The sequence below is a fragment of the Kitasatospora cinereorecta genome (assembly GCF_024172095.1).
GTDB lineage: Bacteria > Actinomycetota > Actinomycetes > Streptomycetales > Streptomycetaceae > Kitasatospora > Kitasatospora cinereorecta.
On record NZ_JAMZDX010000001.1, the window covers coordinates 515,442 to 537,719 of the forward strand.

The 22,278-nt window shown below is 71.1% G+C and carries 16 protein-coding genes; 15 read left to right on the top strand and 1 reads right to left on the bottom strand.

Going from position 1 to position 22,278, the window contains the following annotated elements; all coding sequences use genetic code 11:
• Positions 1-37: 37 nt before the first annotated feature.
• The 6 genes from FHR36_RS02440 (at position 38) to FHR36_RS02465 (ending at position 9,085) form a co-directional block, all read left to right on the top strand.
• Positions 38-850, top strand: coding sequence for a methyltransferase domain-containing protein (locus FHR36_RS02440; RefSeq protein ID WP_253793355.1), 813 nt, complete (start codon positions 38-40; stop codon positions 848-850).
• A gap of 181 nt (positions 851-1,031) precedes the next feature.
• Positions 1,032-1,184: an SPOR domain-containing protein gene (locus tag FHR36_RS02445; RefSeq protein ID WP_308199132.1), complete on the top strand. Its 153-nt coding sequence runs from the start codon at positions 1,032-1,034 to the stop codon at positions 1,182-1,184.
• A gap of 10 nt (positions 1,185-1,194) precedes the next feature.
• Positions 1,195-1,590 carry a (deoxy)nucleoside triphosphate pyrophosphohydrolase gene (locus FHR36_RS02450; RefSeq protein WP_253793356.1) on the top strand — a complete coding sequence of 132 codons (396 nt, stop codon included), beginning with the start codon at positions 1,195-1,197 and terminating at the stop codon, positions 1,588-1,590.
• 222 nt (positions 1,591-1,812) lie between these two features.
• Entirely contained in the window at positions 1,813-4,560 is a 2,748-nt protein-coding gene (locus FHR36_RS02455) for a SpoIIE family protein phosphatase (protein ID WP_253793357.1), read from the top strand.
• Positions 4,561-4,746: 186 nt separating this feature from the next.
• Complete coding sequence (locus tag FHR36_RS02460) at positions 4,747-7,221, top strand: SpoIIE family protein phosphatase (protein ID WP_253793359.1); 2,475 nt, start codon at positions 4,747-4,749, stop codon at positions 7,219-7,221.
• A 136-nt stretch (positions 7,222-7,357) separates the two neighbouring features.
• A complete protein-coding gene (locus tag FHR36_RS02465; RefSeq protein WP_253793361.1) occupies positions 7,358-9,085 on the top strand; it encodes an ABC transporter family substrate-binding protein in 1,728 nt (575 codons plus the stop codon).
• A gap of 18 nt (positions 9,086-9,103) precedes the next feature.
• Here FHR36_RS02465 and FHR36_RS02470 read toward each other — a convergent pair whose 3' ends face one another.
• Positions 9,104-10,252 carry a hypothetical protein gene (locus FHR36_RS02470; protein ID WP_253793363.1) on the bottom strand — a complete coding sequence of 383 codons (1,149 nt, stop codon included), beginning with the start codon at positions 10,250-10,252 and terminating at the stop codon, positions 9,104-9,106.
• 211 nt (positions 10,253-10,463) lie between these two features.
• On the opposite strand from FHR36_RS02470, the gene typA reads away from it, so the two are divergent.
• The 9 genes from typA to FHR36_RS02515 all read left to right on the top strand — a co-directional run bounded on the left by typA (position 10,464) and on the right by FHR36_RS02515 (position 22,276).
• Positions 10,464-12,368 (top strand): translational GTPase TypA, encoded by a 1,905-nt coding sequence (gene typA, locus FHR36_RS02475; protein ID WP_253793364.1) that lies wholly within the window; start codon positions 10,464-10,466, stop codon positions 12,366-12,368.
• A gap of 366 nt (positions 12,369-12,734) precedes the next feature.
• Positions 12,735-14,369 (top strand): peptide ABC transporter substrate-binding protein, encoded by a 1,635-nt coding sequence (locus FHR36_RS02480; protein WP_253793365.1) that lies wholly within the window; start codon positions 12,735-12,737, stop codon positions 14,367-14,369.
• Between the two features lie 141 nt (positions 14,370-14,510).
• Complete coding sequence (locus FHR36_RS02485) at positions 14,511-15,437, top strand: ABC transporter permease (protein WP_253793366.1); 927 nt, start codon at positions 14,511-14,513, stop codon at positions 15,435-15,437.
• Positions 15,430-16,371: an ABC transporter permease gene (locus FHR36_RS02490; protein WP_253793367.1), complete on the top strand. Its 942-nt coding sequence runs from the start codon at positions 15,430-15,432 to the stop codon at positions 16,369-16,371. Before FHR36_RS02485 ends, FHR36_RS02490 begins: the two co-directional genes overlap by 8 nt.
• A gap of 19 nt (positions 16,372-16,390) precedes the next feature.
• A complete protein-coding gene (locus tag FHR36_RS02495; protein ID WP_253793368.1) occupies positions 16,391-17,443 on the top strand; it encodes an ABC transporter ATP-binding protein in 1,053 nt (350 codons plus the stop codon).
• A complete protein-coding gene (locus FHR36_RS02500; protein WP_253793369.1) occupies positions 17,436-18,452 on the top strand; it encodes an ABC transporter ATP-binding protein in 1,017 nt (338 codons plus the stop codon). Before FHR36_RS02495 ends, FHR36_RS02500 begins: the two co-directional genes overlap by 8 nt.
• A gap of 190 nt (positions 18,453-18,642) precedes the next feature.
• Positions 18,643-20,268: a peptide ABC transporter substrate-binding protein gene (locus FHR36_RS02505; protein ID WP_253793370.1), complete on the top strand. Its 1,626-nt coding sequence runs from the start codon at positions 18,643-18,645 to the stop codon at positions 20,266-20,268.
• An 81-nt stretch (positions 20,269-20,349) separates the two neighbouring features.
• A complete protein-coding gene (locus tag FHR36_RS02510) occupies positions 20,350-21,276 on the top strand; it encodes an ABC transporter permease (protein ID WP_253793371.1) in 927 nt (308 codons plus the stop codon).
• A complete protein-coding gene (locus FHR36_RS02515) occupies positions 21,269-22,276 on the top strand; it encodes an ABC transporter permease (protein WP_253793373.1) in 1,008 nt (335 codons plus the stop codon). The genes FHR36_RS02510 and FHR36_RS02515 overlap by 8 nt, the downstream gene beginning before the upstream one ends.
• Positions 22,277-22,278: the final 2 nt, after the last annotated feature.

Consider the following 22,278-nt stretch of genomic DNA (forward strand, 5'->3'; position numbering starts at 1 on the left):
TTTCTCGACTGTCGAGACGCGCGTACGATCGCCGGACATGACGGACCATCGCATCCCCTACACCCACGGCCACCAGGAGTCGGTGCTGCGTTCCCACCGCTCCCGCACCGCGGCCAACTCCGCCGCCTACCTGCTGCCCGAACTCCGGCCCGGACAGGCGGTGCTGGACGTGGGCTGCGGGCCCGGCACGATCACCGCCGACCTCGCCGACCTGGTCGGCCCGAGCGGCCGGGTGATCGGCGTGGACAGCTCCGCCGAGGTGCTCGCCGAAGCCCGTGCGCACGCCGCCGAACGGGGCGCAGCCAACCTCGCTTTCGAGGTCGCCGACGTCTACCGGCTGCCCTACGGGGACGGCGAGTTCGACGTGGTCCACGCCCACCAGGTGCTGCAGCACCTCGCCGACCCGGTGGCCGCGCTGCGCGAACTGCGCCGGGTCACCGCGCCGGGCGGGGTGGTCGCGGTCCGCGACGCCGACTACGCCGCGATGGCCTGGTACCCGCAGCCGCCCGAGCTGGACGAGTGGCTGGCCCTCTACCGCCGGATCGCCCGCGCCAACGGCGGCGAGCCCGATGCCGGGCGCCGGCTGCTCGCCTGGGCCCGCGCGGCCGGCCTCACCGACGCCGTCGCCACCACCGCCACCTGGACCTTCGCCACCCCCGAGCAGTGCGCCTGGTGGGCCGGGATGTGGGCCGACCGCACCCTCGGCTCGGCCACCGCCGCCACCGCCCTCGCCCACGGCTTCGCCACCGCGGCCGACCTGGCGCGGATCGCGGACGCCTGGCGCGCGTGGGCCACCGCCCCCGACGCCTGGTTCGCCGTCCTGCACGGCGAACTGCTGGCCCGGGTCTGAACGGCGTCCGAAACCGGTGTTGTCCGAGACCGGCGTTACCCGAGACCGGCGCTTTCCCGCCGGCGTTTGACGAGCCGTTAACCCGCCCTGCACGCGCCGGAAGCACAGCAGTCGTACGGTCGTACCCCAGGTCGGCAGCCCGGCCCGCCCCCCACCGGGCCGGGCTCGCTACCGTGGAGCCGTGGAGACCTTTCGGGTGATGCGCCAGGACGACAACGGCAACCGCTTCCTGGTGGCCGCGGGCCTCGACCGCGCCGCCGCCGAGGCCCTGGCGGCCGAGTACGAGGCCCGCGGCCACAAGCAGCTGTACTGGGTGGAGCGCGAGGCGCAATAGGCTCGGCCGCATGGAGAACCGGATCGTGGTCGGCGCCGCCCTCATCCACCGTGGCCGGGTGCTGGCGGCCCGTCGCAAGGCGCCGTCCGAGGTGGCCGGCTTCTGGGAGTTCCCGGGCGGCAAGACCGAGCCGGGGGAGACCGAGGAGCAGGCGCTGGAGCGCGAGCTGCAGGAGGAACTCGGCGTCCGCGCCCGCGCCCTGCGGCCGCTGCCCGGCCGGTGGCCGGTCCGCCCCGGCCTGGAACTGCGGATCTGGGCCGCCGAGCTGGTCTCCGGCGAGCCCGAGCCGCTCCAGGACCACTCCGAACTGCGCTGGCTGGGCCCGGACGAGCTCGACGCCGTCGACTGGCTCGCCCACGACCGCGAGGCCCTCCCGCACGTGGCGGAACTCCTCCGCGCACCCTGACCACTCCGCGCACCCGGGCCGTGCTCGCCCCGACGGGCCCGCGGCTCCGTACGCCGAACGGGAAGACGACCCGGATGCCGGGATAGTGCCGCCTTCATCGGGGTATGTCACTTTTCGGCAGTATTCGTCACCATCGGTGAGCCCGGGCGGCGTCGCCGGACGGAGCTGCCCGCACCCGGCGGCCCGTCGCGGTGCGCGGTCCGACGGCCGGAGGCCCGGTAGGTGTCGAGCAGGGATGGCGGTGGGCGGCCCGTCCGCCGCAGCGGTGGGGTCGGCGGGGCGTCGGCCCGGGCCCGGTTGCGTCGCCGGGCGCGCCGCGCCCGCCCCGCCGCGGAGCCGGCCGGGGCCGCGCCGGCGGCCCACGGCACGCCAGTCCCGCCGGTCGTCCCGCTGCGCGGTCTGCCGTCGCTGGCCTTCCCGGGTGCGCCCGCGGTGCCGGTGGCGGAGCCGGGCGCGGGCCGGACGGCGGGCAGTCTGCTGGACGTGGTCCGGGTGGCGATCGTGATCCTGGACACGTCCGGCCGGGTGGTGCTGTGGAGTCCGGCGGCGGAGGAGATGCTCGGCTGGCCCAGTGAGGTGCTGGTCGGCCGGGCGATCGACGAGCTGATGGCGGACGCGGACCAGATCGGCCGGGCCCGGGCCGCGATCCAGGAGACCCTGCGGGCGGGCAGCTGGCACGGGGTCGCCGAGCTGACCGACCGGGACGGGGTGGGGGTGGCCGTGGAGGCCCGGCTGTCCCTGCTGGTGGACGGCGACGGCACGCCGTTCCTCCAGGTGGCGCTGGCCGACGCCGGTGCCCTCCAGGCGGTCGAGCGGGACCTGGCGGTCCGGGACGCGCTGTTCGAGCAGTCGCCGCTCGGCATCGCCATCCTCGACACCGAGCTGCGCTACACGGCGGTCAACCAGACCCTCGCCGACATGAACGGCATCCCGCCGGAGGAGCACGTCGGCCGCACCACGGGCGAGACCCTGCCCGAGCGGGCCGCGGACGAGATCACCGCGATCCAGCGCCAGGTGCTGGCGACCGGTGAGCCGGTGATCGATGTCACCCTGTCCTCGCCGGTGACGGCGCGATCCGGGTTCCGGTCGATCTCCTACAGCCGGATGACCGACCGGTCGGGCCGGGTGCTGGGGATCTCCGGCACGGTGATGGACGTGACCGAGCGCTACCGCGCGGTCGCCAAGGTCGAGCACGCCCGCCGCCGGCTCTCGCTGCTGAACGAGTTCGGCTCCCGGGTGGGCGACCTGCTGGACGCGTCCCGGATCGCCCAGGAGCTGGCCGGAGCGGTCGTTCCCCGGCTCGCCGACTACGCCGGGGTGATCCTGCTCCAGGCGGTGGCGCACGGCGACGACCTGCCCCGGCACGGCCACGACCGCCGCACCTCGCTGCTGCAGCTGGGGGTCGCCTCGGTGCAGGACGGGCCGGAGGTGCAGGTGATGCTCCGCCACGGTGCCCGGATCACGTTCACCGAGGACTCCGCCTTCGGCCGGGTGCTGCGCAGCGGTGTGCCGGAGCTGCTGTCCGGCAGTGACGAGCTCAGTGACGTCAGCTACCCGGGCGATCCGAAGGTGCAGGCCGCGCACGAGCTCGGGGTGCACTCGCGGCTGGTCGTCCCGCTGCGCGCCCGGGGCATCGTGATCGGGCTGCTGGTGGTCAGCCGGGCCGGCTACCGGGAGGGCTTCGACCGGGACGACCTGGCCTTCACCGTGGAGCTGGCCGACCGGGCCGGCAGCTCGCTGGACAACGCCCGGCTGTACGCCCGGGAGCGGTCCGCCGCGCTCACCCTGCAGCGCACCCTGCTGCCGCAGCAGGTCCCGCAGCCGACCGGTGTCGAGGTGGCCTACCGCTACGTGCCGGGTTCCAGCGGCACCGAGGTCGGCGGCGACTGGTTCGACGTGATCCCGCTGCCCGGCGACCGGACCGCGATGGTGGTCGGCGACGTGATGGGCCACGGCCTGCGGGCCGCCGCCACCATGGGTCGGCTGCGGACCGCGGTGCGGGTGCTGGCCGCGCTGGACCTGCCGCCGGACGTGCTGCTGCGGCACGTCCACGAGCTGGCCGACGACCTCGCCCAGGGGCCGGACGAGGCGCTGCTGGCCACCTGTGTGTACGCGGTCTTCGACCCGGTGCGGCGCCGGCTGACCGTCACCAAGGCCGGCCACATCCCGCCGGTGCTGGTGGTGCCCAAGCGGGAGGAGGGCGACGGTCCGGTGCGGACCGGCTCCCCGCTGCCCGGGGGCGTGGGCCAGGTGCTCGACCTGCCCTCGGGCGCGCCGCTCGGGGTGGGCGGGGTGCCGTTCGAGTCGGTCGAGCTGGAGATCCCCGAGGGCACCCTGCTGGCCCTGTGCACCGACGGCCTGGTGGAGTCGCGGGACAAGGACCTCGATGTGGGCCTGGGGCGGCTGATCGACGTCCTGGAGCAGCCGCACGCCTCCATCCAGCAGGCCTGCGAGGCGGTGCTGGACACCATGGAGCAGGGGCGCGAGCCGGACGACGTGGCCCTGCTGCTGGCCCGGCTGGGCCGTGGCCAGGCCGGTACGCCGACGGCCGGCTGGACCCTGCCCGCCGAGCCCACCGCGGTCTCCCGGGCCCGCCGGCTGGTCCGCGGCACGCTGGCCGACTGGAGCGTGGAGCAGCTCACCGACACCGCGGAGCTACTGGTCAGCGAGCTGGTCACCAACTCGGTGCGGTACGCCAGCGCCCCGATCGGGGTCCGCCTCACCCTGGGTGACCGGCTGCTGGTGGAGATCTCCGACCCGCTGCCGGACCCGCCGCGCGAGCGCCAGGCGGCCGAGGGCGACGAGGGCGGCCGCGGTCTGGAGCTGGTCAGCCGGCTCGCCCTGCACTGGGGTGCCCGGGCGGAGGGCATGGGCAAGGTGGTCTGGTTCGAACTGGACCTGAACGAATCCGAACAGGAGTACGGAAACGGGCCCGTTCCGGAATTCGAACCCGAACCGGACGTGGTCTGACCGGCCGTTCAACTGCCCGATTCGATGTTGTGATGTCGGAGACGTGTGCGCTCCCGCCCGGATGATGAATACTCGGACATCGAATACTCGGTCTTCTCGACATCCGGATGGGCGCGGGTTGGAGGGGTCGGTCAGTTGAACAGCATCCCGACACGGAACGCGACGAGTGGCAGCAGCCACGCCGCGGTGCCGATCCAACCCGGTGCCCGGACGCCGCAGCCTGCGCCGCCGTCCTGGGGACGGGAGCGCACGGCGCACTCCATCTACGACTACATCCGGGTCGCCACCTTCGCGATCGGCCCGGACGGCAGGATCGCGCAGTGGAGCGACCGGGCCGCCGAGTTCTTCGGCGTGCCCGCCGCCGACGCGGTCGGCGCCGACCCGATCACCACCTTCGTCCCGCGCGAGCTGTGGCAGCGCGGCCGCGCCCGCCTGGAGCGCATCCTGGCCGGCGAGGAGTGGGTGGGCACCGCCCCGTACCGGGACGTCACCGGCGCCGAGAGCATCGCCGAGGTGTACGTGATGCCGGCCCGTGAGGCCGGCTCGGCGACCTGCCTGGCCGTCGACCTCGGCCGGCTCCGCTCGGTCGAGACCGACCTGGCCGCCTCCGAGGCGGTGTTCGGCCAGACCCCGACCGGGTTCTTCCTGTTCGACCTGGAGCTGCGGCTGCAGCGGGTCAACGACGCCTTCGCGGCCGGCGTGGGCCTCGCCCCCGAGGCGCTGCAGGGCCTCGCCCCGGCCGACATCTTCCAGCCGAGCGACGCCGACCGGCTGCTGGTCGCCCTGCGCAAGGTGCTCTCCGGCGACGAGCCGGTGCTCGACCTGCGCCTCAATGGCACCCACCACCCCGACCGGCTGCCCGCCGCCCGCGACGACCAGCGCACCTGGGCGGTCTCGCTGTACCGCCTGAACGGCCCGGCCGGCCGCCCGATGGGCGTGGCCGGACAGGTGCAGGACGTCACCAGCCGGCACATCGCCGAGCGCGAGGCCGCGGGCGTCCGCCGCAACCTGGCCCTGCTCAACGAGGCCAGCAGCCACATCGGCTCCACCCTCGACCTGGAGACCACCGCCAAGGAGCTGCTGGACGTGATCGTCCCGCAGTTCTGCGACGTCGCCACCGTCGATCTCTACACCGCCCTGCTCACCGGCGACACCGGACCGCTGCAGGCCAACCCGGAGACCGGCGAGCTGCGCCGGGTCGCCGTCTCCAGCGTGGTCGGCAACGCCTCCTCGGTGCTCGGCGCCGAACGCGTCCCGCACCGCGTCGCGGAGGCCGGCGGCACCCTCTGCTACCCGCCGCGCTCCCCGCACGCCCGGGCGCTGCGCACCGGCCGCAGCGTGGTGCCGCAGCCCGGCCCCGACCCGCTGCTGCGCTCCACCCTGGTGGTCCCGCTGGTCGCCCGCGACCAGGTGCTCGGCCTGGTGCAGCTCTCCCGGGCGATCGGCAGCGAGCCGTTCGACGCCCGCGAGGTGGCGATCGCCGAGGAGCTGGTCGCCCGCGCCGCCGTCTGCGTCGACAACGCCCGGCTCTACCGCCGCGAGCACGAGCGCGCCCTGATCCTCCAGCGCAGCCTGCTGCCCCCGGGCAACCCGGCCGCCAGCGGCCTGGAGATCGCCCGCCGCTACCTGCCCAGCAACAACAACACCGAGGTCGGCGGCGACTGGTTCGACGTCATCCCGCTGCCCGGCTCGCGCACCGCGCTGGTGATCGGCGACGTGATGGGCCGCGGCCTGCGCGCCGCGGTCGCGATGGGCCAGCTGCGCACCGCCGTCCGCACCCTGGCGATGCTCGACCTGGACCCGGCCGAGGTGCTCACCGCCCTGGACGAGATCGCCCGCGGCCTCGGCGACGGCGGCCCGGAGGCGGCCGGACTGCCCGGCCAGTCCGGCGCCGAGGTCTACCTCGCCACCTGCGTGTACGCCGTCTACGACGCGGTCAAGCAGCGCTGCACCTTCGCCAACGCCGGCCACCTGCCGCCCGCCCTGCTCAGCCCGGGCGAGCCGGCCAGGATGATCGACGTCCCGCCCGGCCTGCCGCTGGGCGTGGGCGGCGAGCCCTTCGAGGAGGTCACCGTCGCGCTGCCGGACGGCGCCGTGCTCGGCCTCTACACCGACGGCCTGGTGGAGTCCCGCAAGCACCAGCTGGACGAGGGCCTGAAGGCCTTCCGCACCGCGCTGGGCAACGGCTCCGCCGAGCTGGAGGAGCTGTGCGACCAGGTGCTGGAGGAGCTCAACCCGCACCACGGCGAGGACGACATCGCCCTGCTGATGGCCAAGGTCCAGGGCCTGCCCAACGGCGCGGTCGGCGACTGGAAGCTCCCGCCCGAGCCCACCTCGGTGGCCAAGGCCCGCGAGGCCGCCTGCGGCTGGCTGATCGAGCGCGGCCTGGACGAGCTGGTGGACACCTCCGAGCTGCTGGTCAGCGAGCTGGTCACCAACGCGCTGCGGCACGGCCGGGGCGAGATCCGGCTGCGCCTGCTGCGCGACCGGACCATGGTCTGCGAGGTGTGGGACGACGGCTACGCCCAGCCCCGCCAGCGCCGCGCCCAGGAGACCGACGAGGGCGGCCGCGGCCTGCAGCTGGTCAGTCTGCTGGCCGAGCGCTGGGGCAGCCGCCGCACCCCCAAGGGCAAGATCGTCTGGTTCGAACTGGCCCTCTGACCGGCCGCCATTGGGCCACCGGGGTGCTTCCCGGGCCCTCCTCGGTCGTGTCTCGGCGCACAGGGTCGCCGCATCCCGTTCAGTGGTCAGCCGACCGGCTCAATCGGTCGGCCGACCACCCGGACCGGAGGCCCGCATGCGCAAGCAGCTCGTCGCGACGGCAGTGACCGTACTCCTCTCGGCCGGCCTGGCCGGCTGCTCGGACGATTCCGCACCCTCGTCCGCCGGCTCCGGCGGCACCGACCGGGGGGCCGTCCGCGACGGCGGCACCCTGCGCTGGGCCGTCGACGCCGTACCCGCCACGCTCAACGTCTACCAGCCGGACGCCACCCCCGACTCCGACCTGGTCGCCCGCGCCCTGCTGCCCAGCCTGTTCCGGCTGGACGCGCACGCGGTCGCCACCGCGGACCCCGACTACCTGGTGTCCGCCCAGTCCACCCCGGCCGGGCAGAGCCCGCAGACGGTCACCTACCGGCTCAACCCCAAGGCGGTGTGGAGCGACGGCACCCCGCTGAGCGCCGCCGACTTCACCGCCCAGTGGAAGGCCCTCTCCGGCGCCGACCCGGCCTACCGCACCGACCACCCCGCCGGGTACGCGGCGATCGACTCGATCAGCCAGGGCGCCGACCCGCACGAGGTCCGGGTGGTGTTCAAGCAGCCGTACGCCTCGTGGAAGGGCCTGTTCAGCCCGCTCTACCCGGCCGCCGCCACCGGCAGCCCGGACGCCTTCAACCAGCCGCTGACCAAGGCCCCCTCGGCCGGCCCGTTCACCCTCCAGGGCCTGGACCAGGGCGGCGGCAAGGCGGTCCTGGTGCGCAATCCGTCCTGGTGGGGCGACCGGGCCAAGGCCGAGGAGATCGACTTCCTGGCCGTCCCGGCCGCCGACCGGCTGGACGCCCTCGACCAGGACCGGCTCGACGTCGCCGGGCTGACCGCCTCGGTCGACCGGGCCCTGCCGCCCGGCACCGCCAAGACCGCGCCCCCGCCGGACGCCGCCGCGGTCGCCGAGGCATCCGCCCAGGCGCTCAAGCGGGCCGAGTCGCTGCCCGGCCTCACCCTGCAGCGGGCCGCGGCCGCCGCCTTCACCCAGCTCACCCTGAACTCGGCCCGCGGCCCGCTCGCCGACCAGGCGGTCCGCCGCGCGGTGGTCCGCGCCGTGGACCGCCAGCAGGTCGCCGCCGCCGCGCTCGGCCCGCTCGGCCTGACCGCCGTCCCGCTCGGCAACCACCTGCTGATGGCCGGCCAGGACGGCTACCGCGACAACAGCGCCGCGCTCGGCTCCGAGCCGGCCGCCCAGCTGCTGGACCAGGCCGGCTGGAAGGCCGGCGACTCCGGCACCCGCAGCAAGGACGGCAAGGACCTCGCCCTGACCCTGCTGCTGCCCGACGGCTCGGTCACCGCCAAGCGCACCGCCGACGCCCTGACCAGCGAGCTGGCCGCCGCCGGCATCGCCGTCAAGGCGCAGGCGGTCGCCGCCGACGCCTTCGTCAAGGACCACCTGGCCACCGGCGACTTCGACCTGGCGCTGTTCTCCTGGCCGGCCAGCGGATTCCCCGCCGCCGACGAGCGGGCGCTGTACACCAAGCCCCAGCCCGGCCCGGACGGCGTCCCGGTGGTCGGCCTGAACTACGCCCGCACCGGCAGCGCCGAGCTGGACCAGCTGCTCGACAAGGCCTCCACCGAACTCGACCCGGCCGCCCAGCGCAACCTGCTGCAGGAGGCCGACGCCCGGATCTGGCAGCTGGCCCACTCCGTCCCGCTCTACCAGCGCCCGGACCTGGTGGCCGTTCGCAACTCGGTGGCCGGGGCCGGCGCCTTCGGCTTCACCGCCCCGCGCTACCAGGACCTGGGCTTCCGCAAGTAGCCCCGCGGCGGGCGGCGGTCAGGCCTCGATCACGTTCAGCTCGATCCGCCGCGCCACCCACGCGATCCGGGCCAAATCCGGGGCGGCGGCCCGGGCCCGGTCCAGCGCGGCGCGGGCGTCCGCGGTGCGGGCCAGCGAGGCCAGCGCAAGGGCGTGGCTGCACTCCGCGACCGCCAGCCACAGCCGGTCCGGAGCGTTGCCGACGGCCTGCCGGGCCAGGGCCAACGCCTCCTCCCGGCGGCCCTCCAGCAGCGCCAGGTCGGCCGCCGCGGCGGAGGCCCGGGCCAGCGCCGGCTGCGCCGTGCGCGCGGTCTCGACCGCCCGGGCCAGCCGGGGCAGGTAGTCGGCCGGCGGCAGCAGGCCGGTCTCGGCCGCGCCGACCAGTGCGGCGGCCAGCAGCAGCTGCGCGGGAGCCCCGTGCCGGGAGTGCGGTGCCAGGGTCGTGGCCCGCCCGGCCTCCGCCAGCGCCGACTCGTACTCCCCGCGGGCCAGCGCCAGGCAGGCCCGCAGGTGGCGGCCCTGGAACCCGGTGCCCGGCACGGGCAGTGCGGCCGCCTCGGCGATCCGCCCGGCCCGCAGCGCCCGGGTCGTCGCCAGTTCGTCCCCGGTCGCGGCGAACGGCGCCAGCGCGTCCGCGGGCAGGAACGGCAGCCGCAGCAGCACCCACCCCGCCGACAGCGGCACCTTGGCGAACCAGGTCAGCATCAGCGCCGGCAGCAGCAGGAGGCCGAGCCCGAAGTACCGGCCGGCGCCGGACCCGGCCACCACCAGCCACAGGCCCAGCGCCAGCTGCACCCCGGTGGACGCCGCGGTGGCGAGCCACAGGCGCGCCCGCAGACCCGGCCGGTCGGCGATCACCCAGGAGCCCGCCAGGAAGGGCACCGGCACCCGGCGCACCGTGAACGGCATCCCGCCGATCCGCCACTCGCGCAGCCGCGGTCCCAGGCCCAGGCTCAGCCCGAGCAGCGCGTACCCGCCGGCCCGGCCGACGGCCAGGGTCACCAGCTGGCCGAGCTGGAGGCCGGCGATCGGACCGAGGCCGCCGACCAGGAAGGCGAGCGGGTGGGAGCCGTCGGAGGGGCGGCCGTCGGTGGCGTTGACGACGGCGAGCACGATCACGAGGAGGAACAGCAGGATCCGCAGGTAGCGGCGGGGGGATTTCTTCACCGGCCAAGGCTGGTGCACGGCCTCCCGGGAGGGACAGTCGTGTGACGTACTTGTGATCTTGGCCTCGCCCGCGCTGCCCGTTTCGGCTCCATTGGGGGGTTCGCCGTACGATAGGAGGAAGCCGTGGCATGTCCTGCCCGGCGGGTGGACCGGTAGGAGCTGAACGCGGCCGGGGCACCGTGACCCACGATTCCGGGAGAATCAGCGCCGCATGCCCACGCGCAACGACATCCGTAACGTCGCCATCGTCGCCCACGTCGACCACGGCAAGACCACCCTGGTCGACGCCATGCTGAAGCAGGCCGGCGCCTTCGCGGCCCATCAGCAGCTCGACGACCGCATGATGGACTCCAACGACCTGGAGCGCGAGAAGGGCATCACCATTCTCGCGAAGAACACCGCGGTCAAGTACCACCCGAAGGACGGTGGCGCTCCGATCACCATCAACATCATCGACACCCCGGGCCACGCCGACTTCGGTGGCGAGGTCGAGCGCGGTCTGTCGATGGTGGACGCGGTCGTCCTGCTGGTCGACGCCTCCGAGGGGCCGCTTCCGCAGACCCGCTTCGTGCTGCGCAAGGCGCTCACGGCCCGGCTGCCCGTCATCCTCTGCATCAACAAGACCGACCGTCCGGACGCCCGGATCGACGAGGTCATCAACGAGACCTACGACCTGTTCCTGGACCTGGACGCGGACGAGGACCAGATCGAGTTCCCGATCGTCTACGCCTGCGCCCGTGACGGCGTCGCCTCGCTGACCAAGCCGGAGAACGGCACCGTCCCGGCCGACTCCACCAGCCTGGAGCCGTTCTTCTCCACCATCCTGGAGCACGTCCCGGCGCCGGTCTACGACGACGCCGCCCCGCTGCAGGCCCACGTCACCAACCTGGACGCCGACAACTTCCTCGGCCGCATCGCGCTGCTGCGCGTCGAGCAGGGCGAGCTGCGCAAGGGCCAGACGGTGGCCTGGATCAAGCGCGACGGCTCGATCCAGAACGTCCGCATCTCCGAGCTGCTGATGACCGAGGCGCTCACCCGCAAGCCGGCCGAGGTGGCGGGCCCCGGTGACATCTGCGCCGTCGCGGGCATCTCCGACATCATGATCGGCGAGACCCTGGCCGACACCGAGAACCCGATCGCCCTGCCGCTGATCACGGTGGACGAGCCGGCCATCTCGATGACCATCGGCACCAACACCTCGCCGCTGGTCGGCAAGGGCGGCTCCGGCAAGGGCGCGGACGCCAAGTCCGCCGGCAAGGTGGACCGCAAGGTCACCGCCCGCCAGGTGAAGGACCGCCTGGACCGCGAGCTGATCGGTAACGTCTCGCTGCGCGTGCTGGACACCGAGCGCCCGGACGCCTGGGAGGTGCAGGGCCGCGGTGAGCTGGCGCTGGCCATCCTGATCGAGACCATGCGCCGCGAGGGCTTCGAGCTGACTGTCGGCAAGCCGCAGGTGGTCACCCGCGAGGTCAACGGCAAGACCCACGAGCCGGTCGAGCGCCTCACCGTGGACGTGCCCGAGGAGCACATGGGTGCCGTCACCCAGCTCATGGGCATCCGCAAGGGCCGGATGGACAACATGTCCAACCACGGCTCGGGCTGGGTCCGGATGGAGTTCGTCGTGCCGTCCCGCGGCCTGATCGGATTCCGGACGGAGTTCCTCACCAACACCCGCGGCACCGGCATCGCGCACTCGATCCACGAGGGCTACGAGCCGTGGTTCGGCGCGCTGACGACCCGCAACAACGGCTCGCTGGTCGCCGACCGCTCCGGTGTGGTCACCGCCTTCGCGATGACCAACCTGCAGGAGCGCGGCGTGCTGTTCTGCGACCCGGGCACCGAGGTGTACGAGGGCATGATCGTCGGTGAGAACTCGCGCGCCGACGACATGGACGTGAACATCACCAAGGAGAAGAAGCTCACCAACATGCGTTCCTCGAACGCTGACGTGGCCGAGTCGATCGTCCCGCCGCGCAAGCTCTCGCTGGAGCAGTCGCTGGAGTTCTGCCGCGAGGACGAGTGCATCGAGGTGACCCCGGAGACCGTGCGCATCCGCAAGGTCGTCCTGGACGCCAAGGACCGCGGCCGTACCGCCTCGCGCGCCAAGAAGGGCTGACACGCGCCTGCTGAAGGCCTGAGCCACTGACGGCCGGCGTCCTCCGGGACGCCGGCCGTTCGCTTTTCCCACACCCCGCCCCACTCAGTTGAAGATCACGCTGAGTCATCGGCGGGGTGTTCGCTTTCCGGACACTACCGTCCGTCATGCGTGACGACTGTCCGTTTTACCCATGTCTGCGTATGTCTTGAATGTCCGTTTCTTGAGATTCATCCGCCGTTCATGTGACCAAATTGAGATCGCTAATGCTTGGGTTCGTATCCGTAGGTGACTGATAGTGGGTTCAGTCGAGCTCGGGTCAAGGCTCCAAGCGCAGGGGTGCGCGCCAGGCCGCGAGTGTGTAACACGGATTCAGGAGGCACACCGATGCGCGGTGCCAGCCAGGCCAAGTGGGTCGTCGCAGCTGTCGCGGTCGCCCTCGCCGCTACCGCTTGCGGCGGCAACGGCGGTTCCAACGACGGCTCCGCGGGCGGACCGGTCAACGCTCAGGGCATGTTCAGCTACCAGAGCAGCGAGCCGCAGAACCCGCTCCAGCCGGCCAACGCCATGGAGGTCGGTGGCGGCCGCGTCATCAAGTCCCTCTTCAAGGGCCTGGTCGACTACGACCCCTCCAACGGCCAGCTGCGCAACCAGGTCGCCGACAAGATCGAGACCACCGACGCGCAGAACTACACCGTCACCCTGAAGTCCGGTTGGACCTTCCACGACGGCACCCCGGTCACCGCCGCCTCCTTCGTGGACGCGTGGAACTGGTCGGCCAACGTCAAGAACAACCAGATCAACTCGGACTGGTTCTCCGACATCGAGGGCTACGACGCCGTCCACCCGGACAAGGGCGACCCGACCGCCGACACGATGTCCGGCCTCAAGGTCGTGGACGACACCCACTTCACCATCAAGCTGACCGGCCCGGTCTCGTACTTCCAGTACAAGCTCGGCTACACGGCCTTCTCGCCGCTGCCGAAGGCCTTCTACAGCGACCCGGCGAAGTTCGGCCAGTCGCCGATCGGCAACGGCCCCTACAAGTTCGTGTCGTGGGAGCACAACAAGGCGATCACCGTCGCCGCCTACGACAAGTACCAGGGCGTCGACAAGCCGAAGAACGGCGGCATCGTCTTCAAGAACTACTCGCAGGCCGAGTCCGCGTACAAGGACCTGGTCTCCGACAACCTGGACGTGCTGGACCAGGTCGACCCGAGCGACCTCGCCTCGTACAAGAGCGACCTGGGCGACCGCGCCGTGGACCAGGCCCAGGGCGCCATCCAGAACATCTCCTTCGCGATGTACCAGCCGGAGTGGCAGGGCGTCGACAAGGCCAAGGTCCGCCAGGGCCTGTCGATGGCGATCGACCGCGACACCATCACCAAGACCGTGCTGAACGGCTCGCGCCAGCCCGCCGACAGCTGGGTCGCCCCGGGCGCCATGGGCTACAAGGCCGGCACCTGCGGCGAGTACTGCAAGTACGACCCGGCCAAGGCCAAGCAGTTGGTGACCGAGGGCGGCGGCGTTCCGAACAACAAGCTGACGATCATCTACAACTCCGACGGCGGCCACAAGGAGTGGGTGGACGCGGTCTGCAACTCCATCCGCCAGGCCACCGGCGTGGAGTGCGTCGGCGACCCGAAGCCGGACTTCAAGACCTCGCGCGACATCATCAAGAAGAAGCAGGTCCAGAGCCTGATGCGGACCGGCTGGGTGCAGGACTACCCGCTGAACGCCAACTTCCTGCGTGACGTCTACGGCACCGGTGCCGCGGCCAACGACGCCGGTTACTCCTCGCCCGAGTTCGACAAGCTCGCCGCCGAGGCGGACAAGGCGACCTCGGTCGACAAGACCGCCGAGCTGTACCAGCAGGCCGAGGCCCAGCTGGCCAAGGACATGCCGGCCATCCCGCTCTGGTACTACAAGACCACCGCGGGCTACTCGAAGAACGTCCAGAACGTCAAGTACGACTCCTTCGGCGACCCGGTGTTCACCCAGGTCGAGGTCAAGCAGAAGTAATCAGCCGGCGCACCGCGCGGCTTGATCCGACGCGGCCGGTGCCGGATCCGCCCCACAAGGGCGGACCGGCGCCGGCCGTCGTCGCGCCGAGATATCTCTGCATCGGGATGACGGCCCGGCAGAGCAGCAAATGGAGGCACAGTGGGGCGCTTTGTCGCGAGGCGACTGCTCCAAATGATCCCGGTCTTCCTCGGGACGACCACGCTGATCTTCTTCATGGTCCGCGTGCTCCCCGGTGACCCGGTCGCCGCGATGTGGGGCGACAAGGCCCCGGACCCGGCGCAGGTCGCCGCGTTCAAGCACCGCATGGGGCTCGACAAGTCCATGATCCAGCAGTACGTGGACTACATGGCCAACCTGTTCACCGGCAACTTCGGTCAGACCATGGCGGGCCGCAAGGTCATCGACGTGATCGGCGAGGCCCTCCCGGTGACCGTCCGGCTGGCCCTGCTGGCCTTCGCCATCGAGCTGGTGCTCGGTGTGGCGATCGGTCTGATCGCGGGTCTCAAGCGCGGCAAGTCGGTGGACAAGGGCACCCTGCTCTTCACCCTGCTGCTGATCTCCATCCCGGTGCCGGTGCTGGGCTTCATCTTCCAGAACATCTTCGCCACCAACCTCGGCTGGGTCACCCCGACCGTCCAGGACTCGATGAACCTCGGTCAGCTGCTGCTGCCCGCCGTCGTGCTGGGCTCGCTGTCGCTCGCGTACGTCGCGCGACTGACCCGCACCTCGATCGTCGAGAACGTCAAGTCCGACTACATGCGCACCGCGGTGGCCAAGGGCCTGCCCAAGCGCAAGGTGATCGGCACGCACCTGCTGCGCAACTCGATGATCCCGGTGATCACCTTCCTCGGCACCGACCTGGGCGCCCTGATGGGCGGCGCGATCGTGACCGAGGGCATCTTCAACGTCAAGGGCGTCGGCAACGCGCTGTACCACGCGATCAACCTCAAGGAGGGCGCGACCGTCTCCGGCTTCGTCGTCGTCCTGGTGCTCGTCTTCCTCGCCGCCAGCCTGATCGTCGACCTGCTCTACGCGGTCCTGGACCCGAGGATCCGGTATGCCTGACCTGATCGAGAAGAAGAACGCCGCCATCCCGGCGCAGCGCGGCGCCGACAGCGCCGAGCCCAAGCCGGAGAAGGCCCGCAGCCTCGGCCTGGACGCCTGGCACGACCTGCGCAAGCGCCCGATCTTCATCGTCTCCGCGCTGCTGATCGTCCTGCTGGTCCTGATCGCCGCCGCGCCCGGCCTGTTCACCTCGGTGGACCCGCGCGCCGGCGACCTGCGCAACCACTACCTGACCAAGCCCGACTGGTCGGACGTCTTCGGCGCCGGCTGGTTCGGCTACGACGGCCAGGGCCGCTCGATCTTCGCCCGCGTCATCTACGGCGCCCGCGCCTCGGTCGTGGTCGGCATCTGCGTCACCGTCGGCGTGACCGTCCTCGGCGGCCTGTCCGGCATGCTGGCCGGCTACTTCGGCGGCTGGGTGGACGCGGTCGTCTCCCGGATCACCGACATCTTCTTCGGCGTCCCGCTGCTGCTCGGCGCGCTGGTCATCCTGAACGCCTTCTCGGTGCGCACCGTCTGGTCGGTGGTCTTCGCCCTGGTCGCCCTCGGCTGGACCCAGATGACCCGCGTGATGCGCGGTTCGGTGATCACCGTGAAGCAGGCCGACTACGTGACGGCCGCCAAGGCGCTCGGCGCCGGCACCGGCCGGATCATGTTCAAGCACATCCTGCCGAACGCGATCGCCCCGGTGATCGTGGTCGCCACCATCGCGCTCGGCGGCTACATCGCCACCGAGGCCACGCTGAGCTTCCTCGGCATCGGCCTGCAGGACCCGACCATCTCCTGGGGCATCGACATCAACTCGGCCCAGAAGGTGATCCGGACCGCGCCGTTCGCGCTGTTCTTCCCGGCCGGCATGCTCAGCATCACGGTGCTGGCGTTCATCATGCTCGGTGACGCGGTGCGCGACGCCCTCGACCCGAAGCTGCGCTGAGAGAGAGGGATTGCGCACCATGACCACTGCACTTGAGACCACCCCGAAGGCCAAGGAGCGCCTGGTCCCCGGCACTCCGCTGCTGGAGGTCCGCGACCTGCACGTCGAGTTCAAGACCCGCGACGGCATCGCCAAGGCCGTCAACGGCGTGAACTACTCGGTCGCCGCCGGTGAGACCCTCGCGGTCCTCGGCGAGTCCGGCTCCGGCAAGTCCGTCACCGCCCAGACCATCATGGGCATCCTGGACATGCCGCCCGGCCGGGTGACCGCCGGTGAGATCCTCTACCGCGGCCAGGACATGCTGAAGATGTCCGGCGAGGAGCGGCGGAAGATCCGCGGCCGGAAGATCGCGATGATCTTCCAGGACGCCCTCTCCTCGCTCAACCCGGTGCTGTCCGTCGGCTACCAGCTCGGCGAGATGTTCCGGGTGCACGAGGGTGCCTCCAAGAAGGAGGCCAAGGCCAAGGCCATCGAGCTGATGGACCGCGTCCGCATCCCGGCCGCCGCCCAGCGGGTGGGCGACTACCCGCACCAGTTCTCCGGCGGCATGCGCCAGCGCATCATGATCGCCATGGCGCTGGCGCTCCAGCCCGACCTGATCATCGCCGACGAGCCCACCACCGCCCTGGACGTCACCGTCCAGGCCCAGGTGATGGACCTGCTCGCCGAGCTGCAGGCCGAGTACCACATGGGCCTGATCCTGATCACCCACGACCTCGGCGTGGTCGCCGACGTCGCGGACAAGATCGCCGTGATGTACGCGGGCCGGATCGTCGAGACCGCCCCGGTCCACGACCTGTACGCCAGCCCCGCCCACCCGTACACCAAGGGCCTGCTCCGGTCGATCCCGCGGCTGGACCAGAAGGGCGAGGAGCTGTACGCGATCAAGGGTCTGCCGCCCAACCTGTACAAGGTCCCGGCCGGTTGCGCCTTCAACCCGCGCTGCGACGTCGCCACCGACCTCTGCCGCACCGAGATCCCCGCGCTGCACCAGGTGACGGACAGGGACGGCGCCGAGCTCGCCGGCCGCAAGAGCGCCTGCCACCTCTGGAAGGAGACCCTCCATGGCTGAGCCCATCCTGGAGGTCAAGGACCTGGTCAAGCACTACCCGCTGCACCAGGGCATCCTCTTCAAGAAGCAGGTCGGCGCGGTCAAGGCCGTGGACGGCATCTCCTTCGCCCTGCACAAGGGCGAGACCCTGGGCATCGTCGGCGAGTCGGGCTGCGGCAAGTCGACCCTGGCCAAGGTGCTGATGAACCTGGAGCGGGCCACCGCCGGCCAGGTGCTCTACAAGGGCGAGGACATCTCGCGCCTGTCGGGTGCCGCGCTGAAGGCCGTCCGCCGCAACATCCAGATGGTGTTCCAGGACCCGTACACCTCGCTCAACCCGCGCATGACGGTCGGCGACATCATCGGGGAGCCGTACGAGATCCACCCCGAGGTGGCCCCGAAGGGCGACCGCCGCAAGGCCGTCCAGGACCTGCTGGACGTCGTCGGCCTCAACCCGGAGTACATCAACCGGTACCCGCACCAGTTCTCCGGCGGTCAGCGCCAGCGCATCGGCATCGCCCGCGGCCTCGCCCTCAAGCCCGAGGTCATCATCTGCGACGAGCCGGTCTCCGCACTGGACGTCTCGGTGCAGGCCCAGGTGATCAACCTGCTGGACCAGCTCCAGAAGGACTTCGAGCTCTCCTACATGTTCATCGCCCACGACCTCTCCATCGTCCGGCACATCTCGGACCGGGTCGGCGTGATGTACCTCGGCAAGATGGTCGAGATCGGCAGCGACGAGGAGATCTACGAGCACGCCACCCACCCGTACACCCAGGCGCTGCTCTCCGCGGTGCCGGTGCCGGACCCGACGGGTCGCGAGGGCCGCGAGCGGATCATCCTCTCCGGCGACATCCCCTCGCCGGCCAACCCGCCGTCCGGCTGCCGCTTCCGCACCCGCTGCTGGAAGGCGGAGGAGCGCTGCTCCACCGAACTGCCGCTGCTCGCGGTGCCGGAGCTGCTGAGCGGCCCGGCCAAGCACGAGTCGGCGTGCCACTTCGCCGCCGTACGGGAGACCGTCTCCGCGTAGTTCTCGTTCCAGGGCGCGGGGAACTGCGCGACCGGCCGACAGCTCGACCTGAGCTGTCGGCCGGTCGCGCAGTTCCCCGCGCCGCTGTCGTTTTCGGCCTAGCCCATCCGGCGGAGCACCGGTCGCGCCGCCGCGACGGGCACCTTCGAATGGGGTGAGATGCGTCATAAACCCCCGAGGAGGTAGCTCCATGTCTGCAGCCACCCGAGTGCGCTGGGCCGTCGTCGGTGTGACATCCGTGGCCCTGGTGGCCACCGGGTGCGGCAGCAGTGGAGGAGGCGGAGCGGGTGGCAGCACCAACGCCTCCGCGACCTTCAGCTACCAGTCCAGCGAACCGCAGAACCCGCTCCAGCCGTCCAACGCCAACGAGACCGGTGGCGGTCGCATCCTCCAGAACCTCTTCAAGGGCCTGGTCGACTACGACCCCTCCAACGGCCAGCTGCGCAACCAGGTCGCCAAGTCGATCGACACCAGCGACTCGCAGACCTTCAACGTCACGCTGAACTCCGGCTGGACCTTCCACGACGGCACCCCGGTCACCGCCCAGAGCTTCGTGGACGCCTGGAACTTCGGCGCCAACGTCAAGAACAACCAGATCAACAGCTCCTGGTTCTCGGACATCGACGGCTACGCCGACGTCCACCCGAACCAGGGCACCCCGGTCGGCGCCACGATGAAGGGCCTGACCGTCCAGGACGACACCCACTTCACCATCAAGCTGGCCGGCAAGGTCTCGTACTTCCCGTACAAGCTGGGCTACATCGCCTTCTCGCCGCTGCCGCAGGGGTTCTTCAAGGACCCGGACGGGTATGGCCAGAAGCCCGTCGGCAACGGCCCGTACCAGTTCGTCAGCTGGGACCACAACTCGCAGGTGGTCACCAAGACCTTCGCCAACTACCAGGGCGTGGACAAGCCGAAGAACGGCGGCATCGTCTTCAAGATGTACACCACCGCCGAGGCGGCGTACGCGGACCTGCAGTCCAACAACCTGGACGTGATGGACCAGGTGCCGCCGTCGGCGCTGGCGACGTACAAGAGCGACCTGGGCGACCGGGCGATCGACTCCCCGCAGGGCGCGATCCAGAACATCGGCTTCACCCTGTACCAGCCCGAGTGGTCCAACCCGAACACCGCGAAGGTGCGGCAGGGCCTGTCGATGGCGATCGACCGTGACACCATCACCAAGACCGTGCTCCAGGGCTCCCGTTCGCCCGCCAGTGCGTGGACGGCCGAGGGTGTCGCCGGCTACAAGGCCGGGACCTGCGGCCAGTACTGCACCTTCAACCCGACCATGGCGAAGCAGCTGATCCAGCAGGGCGGCGGCGTCCCCGGGAACAGCCTGAAGATCACCTACAACGCGGACGGCGGCCACAAGGAGTGGGTCGACGCGGTCTGCAACAACATCCGCCAGAACACCGGCGTGGACTGCGTGGGCGACCCGAAGACCGACTTCAAGACGGCCCGCGCGGCGATCACCGGCCACACCATCAACGGCGCCTTCCGTACCGGCTGGGTGCAGGACTACCCGCTGAACGCCAACTTCCTGGCGGACGTCTACCGCACCGGCGCGGCCTCCAACGACTTCGGCTACTCGAGCCCGCAGTTCGACCAGCTGGCCACCCAGGCCGACCAGGCGGCCAGCATCGCGGACACCGAGGCCGGCTACCAGAAGGCCGAGGCCGTCCTCGCCCAGGACTTCCCGGCGATCCCGCTCTGGTACTACCGGACCAACTCCGGCTACTCCACCAAGGTGCAGAACGTGGCGTTCGACTCCTTCGGCAACCCGAACTGGACCCAGGTCGGGGTCAAGAGCTGACCCCACCCGACGCCGGCCCCGTCCTCCCCGCACGGAGGGCGGGGCTCCGGTACTACGTCACTCCCTCGGAGGGAGGTCCCCATGGGCCACTACGTCCTACGTCGACTGCTCCAGATGATCCCGGTCTTCTTCGGAGCCACGTTCCTGATCTTCCTGATGGTGTACACCCTGCCCGGCGACCCGATCGCGGCGCTCTTCGGTGAGAAGGCCGCGGACCCGGCGCAGGTGGCGAGCCTGCGGCACAAGTACTACCTCGACCAGCCGCTGTGGAAGCAGTACCTGCACTACATGAACAACGTCTTCCACCTGGACTTCGGCACCAGCTTCACCGGGCGCTCGGTCTCGTCCATCATGGCGGACGCCTTCCCGGTCACCATCCGGCTCGCCCTGGTCGCCTTCTTCTTCGAGATCTTCGTCGGCCTGCCGCTCGGCCTGATCTCCGGCCTGAAGCGCGGCAGCATCGCCGACACCGCGGTGCTGCTGATCACCCTGATCGTGATCTCGATCCCGGTGTTCGTCCTCGGCTACATCGCCCAGACGATCTTCGCGACCAATCTGGGCTGGGTGACACCGACCGTCCAGGACTCCACCGACATCACCCAACTAATTTTGCCAGGCGCCGTCCTGGCCTCCCTCTCGCTCGCGTTCGTCGCCCGGCTCACCCGCACCTCGATCGGCGAGAACCTGCGCGCCGACTACATGCGCACCGCAGTGGCCAAGGGCCTGCCGCGCACCACCATCATCAGCCGCCACCTGCTGCGCAACTCGCTGATCCCGGTGGTCACCTTCCTCGGCACCGACCTGGGCGCGCTGATGGGCGGTGCGATCGTCACCGAGGGCATCTTCAACATCGCGGGCGTCGGCAACATCCTCTACAAGGCGATCCGGACCAAGGAGGGGCCGACCGTGGTCGGCATCGTCACCGTCCTGGTGATCGTCTACCTGGTGGCGAGCCTCGTCGTCGACCTGCTGTACGCCGTCCTGGACCCGAGGATCCGCTATGCCTGAGCACGACCTCCCCGACGACCACGACCCACTCAGGCACATCCAGCCGACCGACAGCGACCACCTCGACTACGTCGGTCAGCAGGGACTCGCGGTCGAGCAGGACACTTTAATCGAACCGGACGTCATCAAGCGCGAGGAGGCGCGCAGCCTCTGGGGCCACGCCTGGCGGGACCTGCGGCGCCGGCCGATCTTCATCGTCTCGACCCTGCTGATCATCCTGCTGCTGCTGATGGCCATCTGGCCGGGGCTGTTCACCGACGCCAACCCGCGGCAGGCCGACCTCGCCCACGACTTCCTGAGGAAGCCGGACTACACCGACTTCTTCGGGGCCGGCTGGTTCGGCTACGACGGCCAGGGCCGCTCGGTCTACGCCCGGGTGATCTACGGCGCCCGCGCCTCGATCACCGTCGGCATCTGCGTCACCCTCGCCGTGGTGATCGTCGGCGGGCTGGCCGGCATGGTCGCCGGCTACTTCGGCGGCTGGAGCGACGCGGTGATCTCCCGCATCATCGACATCTTCTTCGGCATCCCGCTGCTGCTCGGCGCCCTGGTCCTGCTGAACGCCTTCTCGGTGCGCACCGTCTGGTCCGTGGTGGTCGCCCTGGCGTTCCTCGGCTGGACACAGCTGGCCCGCGTGATGCGCGGCTCGGTCCTGACGATCAAACAGTCCGACTACGTGGTGGCCGGCCGGGCGCTCGGCGCCGGCACCGGTCGGCTGATGTTCCGGCACATCCTGCCGAACGCGGTCGCCCCGGTGATCGTGGTCGCGACGATCTCGCTCGGTGGCTACATCACTGCGGAGGCCACGCTGAGCTTCCTCGGCATCGGCCTGCAGGACCCGACCATCTCCTGGGGCGTGGACATCTCCTCGGCCCAGAAGTTCATCCGGACGGCGCCCTTCGTGCTGTTCTTCCCGGCCGCCGCGCTCTCGCTCACCGTGCTGGCCTTCATCATGATGGGCGACGCGGTGCGCGACGCCCTCGACCCGAAGCTGCGCTGAAC